Origin of the sequence: Cohnella yongneupensis (assembly GCF_042655785.1) — a bacterium.
Classification (GTDB): Bacteria; Bacillota; Bacilli; order Paenibacillales; family Paenibacillaceae; genus Cohnella; species Cohnella yongneupensis.
In genome coordinates this window covers 102,469-118,754 of the sequence record NZ_JBHSNC010000027.1, presented here as the reverse complement: position 1 = coordinate 118,754, position 16,286 = coordinate 102,469, and the positions used below count along the sequence as shown (strand labels likewise).

Here is a 16,286-nt window from a genome sequence, read left to right as displayed (position 1 = left end):
ATCCCATTCGTTTAATAAAATTTGCGCATCCCGCGCTAGACGTTCTCCGTTAATCGAAAAGCCACGAGCCGTACATCGCTGGCACGCGCGACGAAAGTCATCCTGCCGGAAAGGAACGCCGAAGCGTCCGAAACATGGAACTTCGCGCCGTCTACGCGGATTTCGCTGCCGCGCGGCGTCGTTCGCAAGTAAAAGGATACGGAGAGGCGACGGGCACTCCGCGTCAATACGGTCGACGCCAGTACGTCTCCCGCTTCGGCGTCGCGAAGAACGACTCGGGTACCGAGGTCGGCTTCGGTTTCCACTAGCAGTTCCTTTATTGTGCCGTCAACGGCTTCCCACCGAATACCGGCTTGCCCGCCAGCCGCCTGATGGTTAAGCGTCCAATCCCATTGCGCCGTATAGGAAGCCGAACACTCCGGCAAATAACTTAGCGAGAGGGCGCTTGCGTTCCCCGTTCGGATATCCGCCCCTTCCTTCCCGATCGAGACGGGTCCGTTCGCTTGGAATCGGCCGTTCAGCTCGGCGATCGAACGAAAACGGGTCTCGTAATGTGCCGTAACGGCTATTCCTCCGAAGGCTGCGCTAGAATGCTGCGTTACGAGCCCCAACTTGCAGGCGTCGAATGCGAGCACGCCACCGTATTGCAAGCTGCCGTCCAGCGATACGGATAAAGCCGTGCCGAATTTATCCACACTAAGCTGATGCCACGCATACGGATCGAAATCCGACGACAGGCCGACGCGGACCGCTTCCGATTCGAGATTTCCTTGAATCCGTATGATCGCTAGCTCCTTGCGTCCCGCATCTACGACAATCCTCAAGGAAGCATCGCTAACGTGACTTTCGATCAGAACGCCGCAGCAGCATCCGCTCATCTCCCGATGGCAACGAATCCAGCTCTCGAACCGATAATCCTGCCAGATCGGCCATTGCCTAACATGACCGAGCACTTGCTTGTTGTTATTCGCCATTTCCCCGTCGCGAATGAGCCAATCCCCGGACACGACTTCCCATCGCGCCGGATCCGGCGGCGATCCTTCTGGTCTATCGCACAGCTCGCGAAAAGCCGGCAAACCCGGCGCGTCCTGCGCTTCCCAAGTCGGCCCCGGAATCCACATACGCTCGCCCGCCCATAGCAGCGGATCCATTCTGAGCTGCCTGCGTTCTTCCCGCTTCGGCGCGTCCGACACTTCCCTGCCATGGTACATGACCCAATGATCAACGAGATTCGGCGCGAGGACGACGGAATGATGGCCCGGTCCCTCTACCTTATCGTTCTTCCGCAGCAGCGGCGCATACTCCCATGGGCTCGGATATTTAACGAATTCGCACTCTCCGATGCTGTTCGCCGAAGCGTCCATGGCCGTCCCGATAAAATAATTTTCATGCTCGAAGCCGTTGCCGCTGTACATCACGTAATGACGTCCTTCGCGCTTCAAGTAAAACCCGCCCTCGAGCGTATGCCAATCGCGTCCGTCGCCGAACCGATTCGGATATGACACCTCCTCGGGAATGCTGGCGCCGACGATTAGCCGGGGCTTGCCTTCGGGAGTAAAAGGAGCGAGCAATCTGTCCATCAAGATGATGGTTGCCGGTCGGTCCGGATCCGTTCCCGCATAGTTATCGACGCTATAGATGAGGTAGAACGAGCCGTCGTCGTCCTTCACGACATGCGCGTCGATCGAGAAGTAGTCGAACAGCGTCCGGCGATAGTCGAACGGACCGAGCGGGGAGTCCGACACCGCTACTTTCATGAACTGAAAATGCTCCGCCGTGTCCCCGGAGGAGTAGTACATGTAGAACAACCCGTTATGGTAAAGAACGCATGGCGCCCAATAGCTCTTCTCCGGACTCATGAGCGCATATCCGCGACTCGTCCACTTCGTCAAATCGCGGGAATGAAGCACGGTCACCCCATCGTGCGCGGTCGAGTAACCGTAATATTCCCCTTTGAACGCCAGAACATAGGGGTCGGGATGCGTTCTCGGAACGACGGTTCCGGCGCTGTCGTCTTCTTCGTAGTCGATCGGAAGCGGATTGGCATACACCCGTTCAGTGAGCGTTCGAAGGCTTGGCAAACTGCCGCTATTCATCTTAACCCGGACACTCCTTGTGCCAACGCGGCTAGGCCCCCATGAGGGTCTGCTTTTCCATTGTGCAGGAAGCATCCGCCTTGCGTTACTGTTCAAGCTGCCACTTGATCGACATACGACTATCCGATTGCGCGATTGCTATGATTTTAATGAACGAGCTCGCGCTAACTTATTTCTGTCGAATGGAATGCGTCCGCATTAACGAAAATTGCTCGGCAAGATAATGCGGCGAGTACGGCATGTCTTTGCGAAGCCAAGAGACGATCGTGCCGATCAAGGCCGAGGAAGCGTACCAGATGGCGATTTCTTGCTGAATGCCAACGGCTGCAAGAGTCGCGCTCCCCTTCTTCTCGACGGCCTCCGTAATCAATTTCGTCAAAAAATTAAGCAGGCGTTCCGTGAAGATCGGCGTTTTTCTCGAGGCGAGAATGACCTTATACCACTTTGAATTGTCGGCGATATGCTCCAGCAGCGTCACCAGCACCCGCTCCTCGTCTCCCGCGGTCGGCAAATCCCACTTTTTCCTCAGAATCCCCTCGATGTTCTCGATCATTTCGTCCGCCAGCTTGTCCATCATGTCCGGGATGTCCCGATAATGCAGGTAAAAGGTTACGCGGTTGATCGTAGCCCGTTCGGCTATCCGATTGACCGATATTTTCTCGACGTCCATCTCCTGCAGCAAATCGACGAAGGCATCCCGGATCAATTGGCGCGTGCGGAGGATTCGTGGATCGGTGTAAGGCTTTTTATTGTCGCTCATGTTCGCGCTCCCTTGAGACTACAGATTTTTGATTTGAGGAAGAATCCTCCACAAAGACGATCAAGAAAGTACCGGCGAAAGCTTAAGCTAGCCCGTATAAAAAGAAGACTACTCTCCTCGCGTTCGAGGGAGTAGTCTTCTTCGTTATTTCCTGAAAGTCTACGTGATGTAATAGACGTGAGGAGGCTGACGCGCACGCTTCTCCCTATAAATCCGGGGACTTACGCCGGTATAACTCTTGAATTGGTTATTGAACGTTCGCAGCGATTGAAAACCGCAATCCTCGGCGATCTGCAACACCGTCCGATGGGCGGAGCGTACAAGCAAGTCCATGGCGAACTGTATGCGTAAACGTTGAAGAAATAACAAAGGAGACACTCCCGTTAATTCGCGGAAGGCGCGATAGAATACCGACTTACGCAAGCCGCTTGCCTTGATCAGCGAATCCCCGTCCACATCCTCTTTCGAATGCGTCAAAATATGCTGAATAGCTTTCAGGACGCCGTCCATTTCGAATCGGTCCAGATTGCGGTTGCCTTCTTTATCCGCGTAATCGTAAATTAGCAGCAGCACATCGATCAGGTGCTTGAATCGAAGCGCCTCCGAGATCGCGCCGCCTTGCTTATGCAGGAGAACGGCTTCTTCCGCCGCCTTGCGAATGAGCGCGGCTTGCGGAGCATGGCGCGGGATCTTCGGCACCGACAGCCACTGGGTATAGAACGGGGAGAGAAGCGTGCTGCCTCCGGGGATCGACTGCACCGCGGACGGAGAGAACAGAAGCAGGATCCAGTCGGCGTCCGCTTCCTTCGCGATGCCCCAATGAGGCTCGAAAGGCCGACAGACGAATATATCCCCCGCTTCGCCGTGGTAGACCGTATCTCCGAACCGATACTCCACCTCGTGATCCAATACGATGCACACCTCTAGACATTCGTGATAATGAACGTCGTGCGCTTCCGTCCGTAACGGTAGCCGCACGAACTCGAACGGCTTCTCCAACCGGATATCGTCATAATACAAGCCGAACACCTCCTATTAACTATTTTATCTCCCGTGGACAATTTGACTAGTATCGGATAGATGCCTAGCGAGATTAATTGCAAGTCGCATGTTAAATTAGGCGAAACACATTCATTTGGAGGACTTGCGATGCGATTTTATTTAATCGGAGCCGGCTTTATTAGCCGCACTCACGCGGAAGCTATTTACAAAAAACTGCCTAGCGAAGAAGTCGAGTTGAAAGTCGCCGAGCCGTTCGAGAAAAGCCTGGCTGAATTCATAGCGGCTTTCCCGAATGCGATAGGTTACGGCGATGCGGCCGAGATGCTGTCGGAAAGCCCGCGGGAAGACGATATCGTCATCGTCGGAACGCCTCCTGCCGTGCACTTCGAGCTAGCGATGCTAGGACTCGCTTCAGGTCGTCACGTCTTGTGCGAGAAACCTCTCGTGATGGATAAGCAGCAATCCGAGTTGCTGCTGCAGGAAGCCAAATCCCGCTCGTTATGGCTCGGATGCTGCAGCAACCGTTTTCTGGGCGATGCCAAAATCGAGGCAGTCAGAGAGCTGCTCGGACAGCGGAAGCTCGGCGAACCGTACAAAGCGACGTTCATTCATAGAAACGAGCGCGGCCGTCCCGGAATCGAATACCAACCTTGGTCCCGCTGGTTCCTCGATCGTTCTCGTAGCGGAGGCGGCGTTCTAATCGACTGGGGACCGTACGACATCGCTTTGTTGAATCAACTATTCGCTCCCGTTCAAGTCGACGTGCTGTCCGCTTGGACGGCGCGCCCGTTAACACAGGTCGATCCGACAGACTGCGTCAACGACGTGGAGCAGCATGTCGCCGCCATGCTTCGCTACCATACGGCTGACGGCAAACAACTGATGGTCCATTACGAGCGATGCAACGTCACGCACGGCGCGCCGTACACGACGACCGAGATCGAAGGCACGGAAGGCGCGGTCAGCTGGGATAGCTACTTCTCGGGGGATTCCGTCACTTACGGAAGAGATTTAGAAGGAAGCAGAACATCCGAAACGCATACCTACTCTAACCCGGAGGGGACGTTCGGCTTCATGGACAACCCGGTTCGCTATTTCATCGATAAAGTGAAATCGGACAGTGCGTACGCTCTCGTCAACGAGCAAGCCGCGTTTAACTTTCAATGCATGATGGCCATTTATGCTTGCGCGGAAACAAGAGAACCTCAGACCGTTAGACTGGAGGGTGCTCCCGTATGAAGACAGGATACTCCACCGGACTATATGGCTGGGGCGAGCGTTGGAAGCTGGACGGCAAGCCGCTGGATTGGAACGACATCTTCCAAGAGTGCCGCACTGCCGGACTCGGTGCCGTCGAACTAACTTCGGATCAAGATCTCGTTAAGCAAGCGCTCGCCCATGACTTGAAGGTATCCGCGATATACTGGGGCTTACCGCTCCACGAGCGATTAGACGAGGAACTCGTGAAACGCGAGGCTCTCTTGCTCGCCGAACGCCTGCATGCCGGAGGCGGATCTCACCTGCTCGTGAACGCCGATCCGAAGTGCGGTTGGTATGTAGCCGCGCCGAAGTCCGACGACGACTTCAAGCGGCAAGGCGACAATTTGAGCCGCATTGCGCATTGGCTGTCGTCCAGCTCGGTTCGAGTCTGCATGCATAACCATGCCGCAAGCCCGTATAACGCGATCGGAGATCTTCGCGCGGCCATCGAATTCGCCGATTCGTCCGTCGGACTATGCGTCGATACCGGCTGGGCTCACGTTGCCGGCTTAAATCCCCTCGATTGGATTACCCGATACGACGACCGCATCTTTGCGGTCCATCTCCGTAACCACCGAGGGGACGTACCGACGGAAGACTTGATCGAAGGCGACCTAGATCTTGCGGCATTCGCTCATAAGCTTCGCGACATCGGCTATGACGGATGGCTAACGATGGAGCTGTGGCATCGCCTGGATAACGCTCCGATTCGAACGATGACCGAGGATACGGCGTTGTCGATCGAATGGCTGCGTTCCGTACTTAAGTAGAAACAAACAAGACTACTTGCCTCAAGTTCGAGGATAGTAGTCTTGTTCTTTGTTATGCCGTCACATTCTATAGCGGATACAGAATCTTGGCGTCGCCCCAATCCGCGTGATCCCAATCGCCGCCGTTCACTCCGTTCGTCACGACGAGCTTCAGCTCGTTAACGCCGGAGATGTCCAAATCGATGTGCGCCGTGTCCGTCGTTGCCGTCATGACGCCGCTATCGTACGATTTAACGCCATCCAGCCATACTTCGAAGACAACGTCTCCGTTGCCGAACGTCTCGTCGTCCACGCCTACGAATGCTTGGAACCGCGCGTACTCGCCTCCCAGCGTGTACACGATCGTCGACGCGGCATGCGTGCCTAGCCCCTTCGCGTACACCGTATCATTCAGCGTGATCGGCTTTCCGTCGGACGATTTGTCTCGCATAATATTACCCCAGCCCGCCGTACCCGAATCCCAAGCGTAATCGCTCAAGTAGACCGTCGACGATGAAGGCGGAGACAGGACGGCCGTGGCCGCGTTGCTGGCGCCGGAGCGGTTGCCCGCCGCATCTCTTGCTTTCACCGTGAACGTGCTAGCAGTGCCAGGAATGAGTCCCGTCGCCGTATAGGACGTAGCGGATGCGCCCGATGTCGTACCGATCTGCACGCCGTTACGGAAAACCTCGTAGCCCGTAACGGCTTTGTTGTCCGTCGAAGCCGTCCAAGTCAAGCTCGCGCTTGTGCCCGTCACCTCGGCCACGGACAAGCTCGGCACCGTCGGCGCTTGCGTATCCGGCAGCTCCGTCGTCACGCTTAGCGGCGCGCTCGCATCAGATACGTTGCCATCCGCGTCTCTCGCCCTCAGTGTGATGCTGTATGTTGTTGCCGGGCTCAGGCCCGTTGCCGTGAAGGACAATTCTCCCGGTGCCGTCGTTCCAGACAACGTACCGTTCACGTAGACGTCGTACCCTACGACGCCGATGTTATCGGATGCGGCGCTCCAGGTCAGATCGATCGTCTCGTCGGTTCGGGTCGGGGATGCCAAATTCGTCGGCGTCGTCGGCTTCTTCGTATCGCGTAACGTCGGCGCGACTAGGATGAGTTTCTCCTTCAGATCGGCTCTTCCTTCGTTATCCCACACGACGAGCGTCACTCGGTATGCGCCTGCTTTGTCATACACGTACGTCGGCTTCGCCGACGCGCTTGGTAAGCCCGCTCCGAAATCCCACAAGTACGTCGCGATCGCCCCGTTGTCCGTCGACGTGCTGACGAACGTCACCGGTTCGCCCTCACGCACGACCAGCGGATTCGAGAAGCCAGCCTTCGGCTTAGGATTGGAGAAGCCGCGCGAAGTCGGCTGCGTATTGTTGCCGTTGCGATAGACGAGGTTGCCCGACCATTCCAAATCTTGCGCGGCGGATGGATACGGATCCATCGTCACGTCCTTGTTGCCATAGATCAGGTTGTTCGTGAAGCTCAGCTTATCGACGCCGGGAGCGCCTGTGATCTCGATCGCCTTGCGGCCGTTGTTAGCGATCAGGTTGCTGTCGAACGTCAAGTACTGGGAATCGCCGTGAATGCGGACGCCGTTCCCTTCGTAGCCCGGATAAGCGGCTTTCGGATTGCCGAGCTGCGTATTGATGAAGCTGTTCTTATAGAAATATTGATAGCGCTCAATCTCGCCCGATCCGGCGCCTTGCAGCTGCATACCCCACATGACGAGGTTCGTAATCGTATTGTAGCCCCAGAGCTGATGCCCCGTGCCCGGCGATTGTTGAATGCCGACTTGCTGCCCGCCGTCGACCACGTTGTCCGACGTCACCGCGTTCTCGGCCATGATCTCGAGTCCGATGGCGCCGACCGTTCCGTCCGTCGCATGCACCGTATTGCGGCGGACTGCGATCGTCTTCGAGCGGACCGCGCTTATCCAGTGATCAACGACGTTGTCCTCGATGATAGCGTTGTCTACGTTCGTATGAAGCTCGATCGACAAGCCGTTTTCTTTTTTGCCGGAGCCCGTGATTTTGTTGGAGCGGACGATCGGTCCCGGACTGTCGTCGTTGAGGAAAATACCTCCGCGTCCCGTGTCCGCGATGACGTTCCGTTCGATGACCGCGTTCTTGGAGCTCCATCCGACGCGAACCGCCGCGCCCCACATGGAGTTCACGCCGATGTTGGACACGTTATTATCCGTTATCCGCAAGCGATTCGTCCCGATCCCGTATAGCGCGTGCGGACCGAACCCGCTAGAGGCCGCGAAGTCCTTTACCCGCAGCCCGCTCATCTCGTTGCCGCTTCCTAATTCGGAGACGGCCGCCGACATGACGACCGTGCTGTTATTGCCATCGAGCGTCATGTTCTTGATTGAAGCGTTGGAGACATTATAGAAGTAAAACATATACGTATCCGAGCTATCCTTGTACTTGACGATCGTTCCAGCTTGGGATTGCCCCTTGATCGTAACGCCCGACTTGCCTCGAACCGTCCCGCCGAGATAGTACGTCCCGTTCGGAATAAGCACGGTGTCCCCAGCGTTCGCGGCGTCGATCGCCGCCTGTATGGCGGCTTTGTCGTCCTGGGCATCCGCGCCGTTCGCCCCGTAATCCGCGACGGATAGCGTCGCGCCCGCCGGTCCGCCTCCCGCGGCGAACCCCGTAACCGGACTTGCCGTTAGTACCATGCCCAGCGATAACATAAAGCTTATTGCCGCCTTGCGGTGTGACTTGATCTTCATTCGTCAATTTCACTCCCTCAAGCTAGAATGGCTCGGCTCCATAGGAGCCTGCTCTTCCATTCTGCATGCGGAAGCTTGCGATAGTTACTATATAATGTGAGACTCTATCTCGTTTTGGGCTATCGAATTGGGCGATCGCTATGATTATTGCGGAAGCGTCGGCGATCCAAGAATCGCCCTCGGTTATACGGATTAATGAACGGGAACTACGCGTTCACTGCCGCTTCATGAAGGGATAAGCCTATCCTGTTTGAGCGGCGAAGACAGCACGATGAGCGTGGTCGAATCGCCGAACGCCCCCAGTTCGTTAATCGCGCTTTCCAGCGTTTGGAGCGACTCGGTAACGAGCTTAACGAGAAAATTATACTGATGTCCGCTGATGCGGTGCAGTTCGACGACGTCGCGCGCTTCCCGGCAGTATTCCACGAACCGATCGTATCCTTTCGTATAGAACAGGACGAACGCAGCGATCGGCTTGTTGATTTTCTCCGGGGCGACGACGGCGCGATAATGGTCGATGATACCCTGCTCCTCCAGTCGGCGAACCCGCTCCGTGACGGCCGGCTGCGACAAGGAGACGGTCTTGCCCAGGTCCGTCATCGAGATGCGGCCTTGCTCTTGCAGCACGAGCAATATTTGTTTGTCCAGATCGTCCATTCGATCGACTCCTTTATTTTTAAGGCGAATGTCGTATTATAACAGGGTTTTTAAGCGTGATGCCGCTAATTGACTTAAATGATCCATGTAATCATGCTCATAAATTATATAAAATTTACTCCAAGAAATGAATTCGCCAACAGGAGAGGAACTTACATGACGGATCACGAGTTGTTACAGCCCGTGCGCATCGGCGCTTGGCGCCTTCGGACGCGGATCGCGATGGCGCCGATGACGCGCGGTTTCGCGGACGATGCCGCCGGAACGATCGGCGAGGATGTCGTCGCTTATTATCGGCGGCGGGCAGAGGATGGAGTCGGACTGATCATTACGGAAGGCATTATGCCGTCTCCCCGGGGAAAAGGAACCTTCGGAGTGCCCGGCTTATATACGAAAGAACAATCGAACGCATGGCGTAAAGTGACGGAAGCGGTGCATGAGGCAGGTGGTACGATCATAGCCCAGCTCTGGCATGTCGGTAGGCTGACTCATCCCGATCTGACCGGCGGCCTCGCGCCGCAAGCCCCGTCGGCCCTGCAAGCGGAAGGGCTCGTGCATAAACTGCGCAAGCCGTTCACGATGCCCGAGGCGATGACGATTGATGAAATCCGCCAAGTCGTGAGCCAGTATGAACAAGCGGCGCGGCACGCGATGGAAGCCGGGTTCGACGGCGTGGAGATTCATGGCGCGCACGGCTACTTAATCGACCAGTTCGCCTCGGCCGCCACGAACCTCCGAACGGACCGTTATGGCGACGGCAGAGCCGGTCGCTTGCAGCTCATGAGAGAAGTGCTCTCCGCCGTCGGCGAAGTCGTCGGCATGGACCGCGTCAGCATCCGATTCTCGGAGCTGAAGGACGATCAGCCCGGCTTCCGGTGGCAAGAGCCGGAGGCGGAAGTCGATGCGTACCTTGGGATGTTTCGCGAGGTCGGCCTGCGCGTGCTCCACCCGTCGACGAATACGTTCTCCCGGCCGGTGTCCGGCGATCTGACGCTGCACGAGCTTGTCCACGAACGCTGGGACGGCGCCATCATCGGCGTTGGCGGCCTGACCGCGGGTTCCGCTGAGGAAGCGATCCGCAAAGGCGTTATCGATGTCGCAGCCTTCGGTAAACCGTTGCTGGCCAATCCCGATTTCATCCACCGGCTTCGGAGCGGCCAGTCGCCGATCCCATACGATTCGGCGGTCCATTTGAAGCGGTTGGTATAAGAAATAGGGTAGCCGAAACTTCAATTTCGGCTACCCTTTGCGTTACTCGATTTGATAATTAATGTAATCTTCCAAGCAACCTATAAATAAAGACTGCCGCTTCCGCCCGGGTCGTATGTGCCTTGGGCTCGAACTTCCCATTGCCAGTACCGTTCATTAATCCGCTTAACCGCATGGCTTCGACCGCTTCCGTCGCGTAGTCCGAGACGTTCGCCTGATCGCTAAACGGCTTTGCCCCCGATGTCGCTCCTAGGTCCTTGTTAAGCAGCATGGATAACTTATAGACTATAACCGCCATGTCCTGCCTCGTAATCGGATCCTCGACACCGAAGCTTCCGTCTGGCCTGCCTTCTACGATTCCGAGTTTTTGGGCAGCGGCTATTGCATTCTCGTACCAAGCCCCAGACTTTACATCGGTAAATGTGCTCTTCCCCTTATCGTCATTCATCTCAATCGAATTCATAAGCATCTTAATGAACTCCGCGCGCGTCACTTGTCTCATCGGTTCGAACAACCCGTGGCCATTACCGACGATTATCCCTCTTGCAGCCAATGCTTCTATACCTTCCCGTGCCCATGAGACATGTTCCAGATCGCGGAACGAAACGCGCACGTAAACCGGGAACATAACCGTGTCTTCAAGCCATTTCTTCTCCGACTTAAGATCGGAACCTACCGTCTTGATGGATTCTATCTTAATCGAGGCATCGCCTTTCCCTATGGACTTGAAAGTGAATACCGATACCGGCTCAGCGCCGCTGACTCCGGGAACGGTCCCGATTTTGGTGAAAGCGAACGTGATCTTGTTGCCCGAATGAAGCGGAGAGATTGAAAAGCCGTCCTGCTCGGTAACCTTACTCTTAGGTAACGCATTGTTAGCCGACTCGAACGAAAGCTTAGACGAATCGTATGAAACAACGACTTCGTATCCGTACACATCATGCATGTTACGACCTCTAACCGTCACGTTAAAGGTTTCATTCACGTATACGGTAGTCTTATCGATGCTCAAATCGTAAGACGCATCAGCAACCGCGAAGGCTGGAGAAATAGCTACGCATGCGAAGATCAGACATAACGCCATATAGGAAACAAACCACTTTCGCAGCATAAGGTTCCTCCTCGATAAAAAGGCGGAGGAAGGGCAACCCCTTCCTCCTCCCTATTCGCTTAAGCTTGCAAAATCTTCTGTGCGATAATGACGAGGTCTTGAATATCGATAACGCCGTCATTATTAAGATCCATGCGTTTAATCGCATCCCATCCGGCAGCTTGCGATGTTTTACCGTAGTTGACGGACACTTGAGCCAAATCAAGAACGCTTATTCTGCCATCGCCGTTCACATCGCCCGAGACTTGCGTCACGACCAACTGTTTGAAGGCTTGAAGCGCTTGGCTCAGCGTACTTGCGGCATCTTGAACCTGCTGCTGAGTCGGTGTTCCGCTTGCGACCGAGACCGCCGCGTTAATCGCTGCTTGCAACGCGGTCTTGGAGCCGGCCGGATATTGACCGATGGCAGATCCCTCCGTAGCCCCGTCATGGAAGGCTTGAGCTTCTGCAATGAGGTTGAGAAGCGCTTGTTTGTCGACGAATACGATCTGCACGTTCAACGGGGCGCCGATTGCGGCTATGAATTCCGCATTCGCATCCGAGAACGTCGCGGTTAAGAGGTTGAACGCGGCAGTCTTGCTTTCCGTAAGCGCCTTGGCTTTCAAGTTGAGCATAATGATTATGCCGTCAGCCGTAACGGCATGATCCGGACCTTGGCTCGCCAACAAAATTCGCACCTTGCCAGGTTCATCCGTATCCGTTCCGACTACGGCCATTCCTTCCGTCAAAGATTCTGCGCTTGTAAATTCAATGGCGTCGGAATCATAGCTGACTTGAACATCTTGAGCCAACAACGGTACCGTCACGTTGTTCAATAGGATATTTATACTGAACGCGGCATTAGCATTAACTTCGTTGCCCCCAATGAGCGATACGACCAGCGCCCCCGTCGCATGGATCGATAATTCGTTCGTCACCGAAGCGGTAGCGCCATTAGCGTCAGTAACCGTTATGGATACCGTATAAGGGCTCGAGACATCCGCTGCTTCCGCCGGCGTTCCCGTAATGCTTCCCGAAGCGGAATTGAAAATCAAGCCGTCCGGAAGCCCGGTCACGTTCCACGAATATGGACCGGTTCCTCCGATCGCGCTAAAGCTAAGAGGCTGGATATAGGTGCTTCCGATCTCTCCGGCAGGCAGCACCGCATGATCGATCGGCGAGCTGATCGCGAGCGCGCTTTCCGTGACCTGCATAGTGTCGATTCGAATTCCCGGGGAATCGAATACGACGTATATCGTATGTTGTCCGACCGGTGCGCTGTCGATCGTTGCTTCTACGTCAATAAAACCTAGCTCTTTTACCGTCTGATCGGCCGCGGTCGGCATCGTGTACGTGGCAACGCTCGTAACCGGTACGGCGATTGTCGCGAACGGATCGTTCGTCGGCGAATCGGCCCTTAACGTAATGGTGCCGCCGCCTGCACTGCTCGCGACTCTGACGTTCAGCTTCTTCGCTCCGCTGAAATCCGCCTTCGGTAGGGCAACCCAAGAGCCGTTCTGTTTGGAATTGACGGTATAGTACTTACCCGCGATTTGACCGGCACGCAAGCTTTCTACCGTCCTAGCTTTCGAAGCCTCCGAATACATGACGGCGTTCGATGCGAATGCATGATCGAATACGCTGAACCCGCTGCTTGCGGACAATGCGGCAAGCTGGCTACCCGCGATAGAGATGTCCTTCGTAGCACGGATATCAGCCGACGAATGGCCGACCATCAACGTATAAGAGCCGTCTTCCACGATATAATCGCCCTTATTCACGTCCCATATCGCGAAGTCTTTGGGATCGACGGTCAGGTTGACCACTTTATGCTCGCCCGCGGTGAGGGACACTTTCTCATAAGCGACTAGCTTCTTCTGAGGGGTTACGTCGCCATACGCGGAACCGTTCTTCTTAGCGTACAATTGTACGATTTCCGAAGTGGTGACGCTACCCTCGTTGGTGATCTCAACGGATACATCGAATGTCGATCCGCTGTTGACCGAAGACGGAGATGCAAAATCTTTGTACGTGAATTCGGAATATCCGAGTCCGTATCCGAACGGATACGTGACCGGCGCTTGCGTGTACATGTAGGTAAGCTTAGACTCGGCAGGATCCGCGTTGGACATATCGACCGTATAGCGCGGATCCAGTTGGCTGAGCGACGTTATTGTCGTACTGCCCTCGGGAATCGAATAGTTATCGATCGCGGGCAGCACCGACATATCCGCGTACCATGTGGCGGTAAGCCTTCCCGTTGGCGCATAATCCCCGTACAAAACATCGACGAGACCTTGGGCATCGAACTCTCCCGAATACGGCTGCGTAACGATCGCGGAGACGTTCGGATCGTTCTGGATCTCGCTCATGATAACCGGCGAGCTTGCCAGCAGCACGACGATCGTCTTCTTGTTCTTGGCGGCGAAGGCGGCGGCGACGTTCTTAACCAGCTTGTAATCGTTCGCGCCCAAGTACAGATCCGGGCGATCATTGCCTTCCGCCGCGCTGTTGCTTGGATGCGCGCCTACGAAGACAAGGGCATAGTCCTGCGTTTCGGATAGCGCCGTTGCATCGGCGCCGGCTTCCTTAACCGTCGTTGTCTCGAATTTAACGGCATCCGGGCGAGTATTGAAACCAGCGATGTTCCCGATCGTCGCGGCCGCGGTCGCAACGTTGCCATCCGCTCCCGTCGTAAGGAATCGACCGCTGAACGCGCCGGTTTGGAAGCCCAATCCTCCTGCGATCACGGACGTCGAGTTGTCCGCGTTGTTCTCAAACCGTAGCTTTGCCGGGACCGTACTGTTATTGCCTAAGGAGGAAAGCGTGGACCAATTCGGATTGGTCAGTAACAAGGTTGCCGCGGCCGTATTACCGACCGCTGCGCTATTGGCCGTCGGAGCGGTAACCCAACGCCCGTTCGCCTTGGATAATAGGCTTGTGGCATTTTGCCCCCAATCAAATACTTCGAACAATTGCGCATTGGTGAACGCGTCGTTCACAGGCGTATAGTCGGCCTTCAATTGGGCGCCGGCCGCAGCTGCGCTAGCCGTCAAATATTGGCCGTTCGTCTTGGACTTAAGCGCGATCACTTCGCCTCCGGTGTTAAATTGCACATTGGCGGGACCGACCGTATTGAGGATCGAGTATAGCGCCGTTTTGCCTGCTGTCGGGAGGCTAGGCGTAGCTGCGGAGTATTGGGCTTTCATCCGCATATCCGCATACGCTCCGATTACCGCCGCTTTTTTATTTTTAGCTAACGGGAGCGCGGCGTCGGTGTTTTTCAGCAATACGACCGTTTCTCTGGCAGCCTGCTGCGCGACTTCTTGATGCGCCGGCGTGTTGAAGCTAGTCAGATTCGCGGAGATGTCCTTGGCCTGGCTTGCAAACGGATAAAATTTAGGTACGCCGTTCTCTTCGACTTCGTTGAAAATTCCCGTACGAACGAGTTGATTGATAAGCGGACGGCCGGCTTCTTGAACGTCTTGCAGCGTAATGCCGTACAGGCCTTCTTTGACGGCATTGGCCAGAGTCACGACGTCCGTCTTATCCGTTCCGGATGCACGTACGGATTCCGAATGGGCAAGAACCATCAGCGCGAGCGCATGTTTACGGTCCAATGTGTACTGCGTATCGTAGCCGTTGCTGAAGCTCGTATTGAACAAGTGATTCTCTCCGTTAAAGTCCGGCGAAGAATACATCCCGTACTTGGCAAGGTTATTGCCCAGGATCATGTACGGAGAAATAATGTTCGGAATGCCGTTCGTACGACCGAAGGAGGTCATTATGCCCGATACCGATCCGGATTCCAATCCTTTGAACGCGGATGGAATCTGGTATTCGTAGATCGCTCTGGCGCTTGCCGCGGTGCTCGATGATTGCCGGAACCATTCCGCGTTGTATAACGAGAAATGCTTCGTCCCTACGATCGCGCGAATCCAAAATCCGTCGTCGCTAGCGTCTTGATTCGTACCGGACAGCCCTGCGGCCATATTATCGATCATCGTCGCCGAAAGATAAGGGTCTTCGCCGTATCCTTCGGGGAACCGTCCGTTGAGCGGATTAATGCGAAGATCCGACAAGGCCGTGAAAGCGATAGGCTTCGACTGATTCGCGCCATTGTGAATATTAGCCGTGCCTTGCTTAACGTTGAGCTGGCTGATCTTCTCGCTACCCATCACTTGCCCGACTTCCGTCAGAAGCTCCTTATTCCAAGTTTGCCCGAGTCCGACAAGCGCGGGAAAGTCGGTCGAGACGCCGTATACGTTGTCCGCAGCGGCTATGCCTCCCGGCACCGTTTTCCCTTTGATTGCAGGCTTATCGTCCATCACGAACGTATAGTTGTCGCGGATCCCCGTTGCATATAGCGCAGCGCCTTCAAGCCCGACATAATTGAAATAAGTATCGACGAACGCGTCTAAGTGCGCGGGAACTCCGTCGAACAAGGGCATGCCATCGAAAATGCCGCCTATTTGTGTTTTGAACACAATGCTCTCTTCGGCCGAAGCCGTCGTCGGAAAAGCTTGTAACGCTCCGCTTGCCACGATCGTACTTGCCAGTAGAACAGTCGATAATTTCCTGTTCCAAAGCCCCTTAACCATCGTCATTCGTACACCGTCCCATTAATCACATTTTGATTGAAGAATGTGACTGACTCCCGATGCTTTTCCCTATGATGAAGCTCCTTTTTGTAACAAGCACCCCCTAATCACGCGGTAAATTC

General features: G+C 55.3%; 10 protein-coding genes. 3 read left to right on the top strand and 7 right to left on the bottom strand.

What is annotated here, in order from left to right; translation table 11 throughout:
- Positions 1–35 precede the first annotated feature (35 nt).
- The 3 genes from ACFPQ4_RS09515 to ACFPQ4_RS09505 form a co-directional block, all read right to left on the bottom strand.
- Positions 36–2,096, bottom strand: coding sequence for a glycoside hydrolase family 43 protein (locus ACFPQ4_RS09515; RefSeq protein WP_378111583.1), 2,061 nt, complete (start codon positions 2,094–2,096; stop codon positions 36–38).
- 169 nt (positions 2,097–2,265) lie between these two features.
- Positions 2,266–2,856, bottom strand: coding sequence for a TetR/AcrR family transcriptional regulator (locus tag ACFPQ4_RS09510; RefSeq protein ID WP_378111582.1), 591 nt, complete (start codon positions 2,854–2,856; stop codon positions 2,266–2,268).
- A gap of 159 nt (positions 2,857–3,015) precedes the next feature.
- Positions 3,016–3,876: an AraC family transcriptional regulator gene (locus ACFPQ4_RS09505; RefSeq protein ID WP_378111581.1), complete on the bottom strand. Its 861-nt coding sequence runs from the start codon at positions 3,874–3,876 to the stop codon at positions 3,016–3,018.
- Between the two features lie 129 nt (positions 3,877–4,005).
- On the opposite strand from ACFPQ4_RS09505, the gene ACFPQ4_RS09500 reads away from it, so the two are divergent.
- Both ACFPQ4_RS09500 and ACFPQ4_RS09495 read left to right on the top strand, forming a co-directional pair.
- Entirely contained in the window at positions 4,006–5,097 is a 1,092-nt protein-coding gene (locus tag ACFPQ4_RS09500) for a Gfo/Idh/MocA family protein (RefSeq protein WP_378111580.1), read from the top strand.
- Positions 5,094–5,888, top strand: a complete 795-nt coding sequence (locus ACFPQ4_RS09495) for a sugar phosphate isomerase/epimerase family protein (protein ID WP_378111579.1) — start codon at positions 5,094–5,096, stop codon at positions 5,886–5,888. Before ACFPQ4_RS09500 ends, ACFPQ4_RS09495 begins: the two co-directional genes overlap by 4 nt.
- Positions 5,889–5,955: 67 nt before the next feature.
- Here ACFPQ4_RS09495 and ACFPQ4_RS09490 read toward each other — a convergent pair whose 3' ends face one another.
- Entirely contained in the window at positions 5,956–8,607 is a 2,652-nt protein-coding gene (locus ACFPQ4_RS09490; RefSeq protein ID WP_378111578.1) for an NPCBM/NEW2 domain-containing protein, read from the bottom strand.
- Positions 8,608–8,832: 225 nt separating this feature from the next.
- Entirely contained in the window at positions 8,833–9,264 is a 432-nt protein-coding gene (locus ACFPQ4_RS09485; RefSeq protein ID WP_378111577.1) for an Lrp/AsnC family transcriptional regulator, read from the bottom strand.
- Positions 9,265–9,420: 156 nt separating this feature from the next.
- Here ACFPQ4_RS09485 and ACFPQ4_RS09480 point away from each other — a divergent pair, with 156 nt between their 5' ends.
- Positions 9,421–10,473 (top strand): oxidoreductase, encoded by a 1,053-nt coding sequence (locus tag ACFPQ4_RS09480; RefSeq protein WP_378111576.1) that lies wholly within the window; start codon positions 9,421–9,423, stop codon positions 10,471–10,473.
- Positions 10,474–10,531: 58 nt separating this feature from the next.
- Here the strand turns inward: ACFPQ4_RS09480 and ACFPQ4_RS09475 are convergent, their stop codons facing one another.
- Both ACFPQ4_RS09475 and ACFPQ4_RS09470 read right to left on the bottom strand, forming a co-directional pair.
- Positions 10,532–11,584, bottom strand: coding sequence for an S-layer homology domain-containing protein (locus tag ACFPQ4_RS09475; protein WP_378111575.1), 1,053 nt, complete (start codon positions 11,582–11,584; stop codon positions 10,532–10,534).
- A 59-nt stretch (positions 11,585–11,643) separates the two neighbouring features.
- Positions 11,644–16,170 (bottom strand): glycoside hydrolase family 3 C-terminal domain-containing protein, encoded by a 4,527-nt coding sequence (locus ACFPQ4_RS09470; protein ID WP_378111574.1) that lies wholly within the window; start codon positions 16,168–16,170, stop codon positions 11,644–11,646.
- Positions 16,171–16,286 lie beyond the last annotated feature (116 nt).

Excerpts from the sequence above, each read along its gene's own strand:
- ACFPQ4_RS09515 (WP_378111583.1), bottom strand. The coding sequence starts at position 2,096 with ATGAATAGCGGCAGTTTGCCAAGCCTTCGAACGCTCACTGAACGGGTG.
- ACFPQ4_RS09510 (WP_378111582.1), bottom strand. The coding sequence starts at position 2,856 with ATGAGCGACAATAAAAAGCCTTACACCGATCCACGAATCCTCCGCACG.
- ACFPQ4_RS09500 (WP_378111580.1), top strand. The coding sequence starts at position 4,006 with ATGCGATTTTATTTAATCGGAGCCGGCTTTATTAGCCGCACTCACGCG.
- ACFPQ4_RS09495 (WP_378111579.1), top strand. The coding sequence starts at position 5,094 with ATGAAGACAGGATACTCCACCGGACTATATGGCTGGGGCGAGCGTTGG.
- ACFPQ4_RS09490 (WP_378111578.1), bottom strand. The coding sequence starts at position 8,607 with ATGAAGATCAAGTCACACCGCAAGGCGGCAATAAGCTTTATGTTATCG.
- ACFPQ4_RS09485 (WP_378111577.1), bottom strand. The coding sequence starts at position 9,264 with ATGGACGATCTGGACAAACAAATATTGCTCGTGCTGCAAGAGCAAGGC.
- ACFPQ4_RS09480 (WP_378111576.1), top strand. The coding sequence starts at position 9,421 with ATGACGGATCACGAGTTGTTACAGCCCGTGCGCATCGGCGCTTGGCGC.
- ACFPQ4_RS09475 (WP_378111575.1), bottom strand. The coding sequence starts at position 11,584 with ATGCTGCGAAAGTGGTTTGTTTCCTATATGGCGTTATGTCTGATCTTC.
- ACFPQ4_RS09470 (WP_378111574.1), bottom strand. The coding sequence starts at position 16,170 with ATGACGATGGTTAAGGGGCTTTGGAACAGGAAATTATCGACTGTTCTA.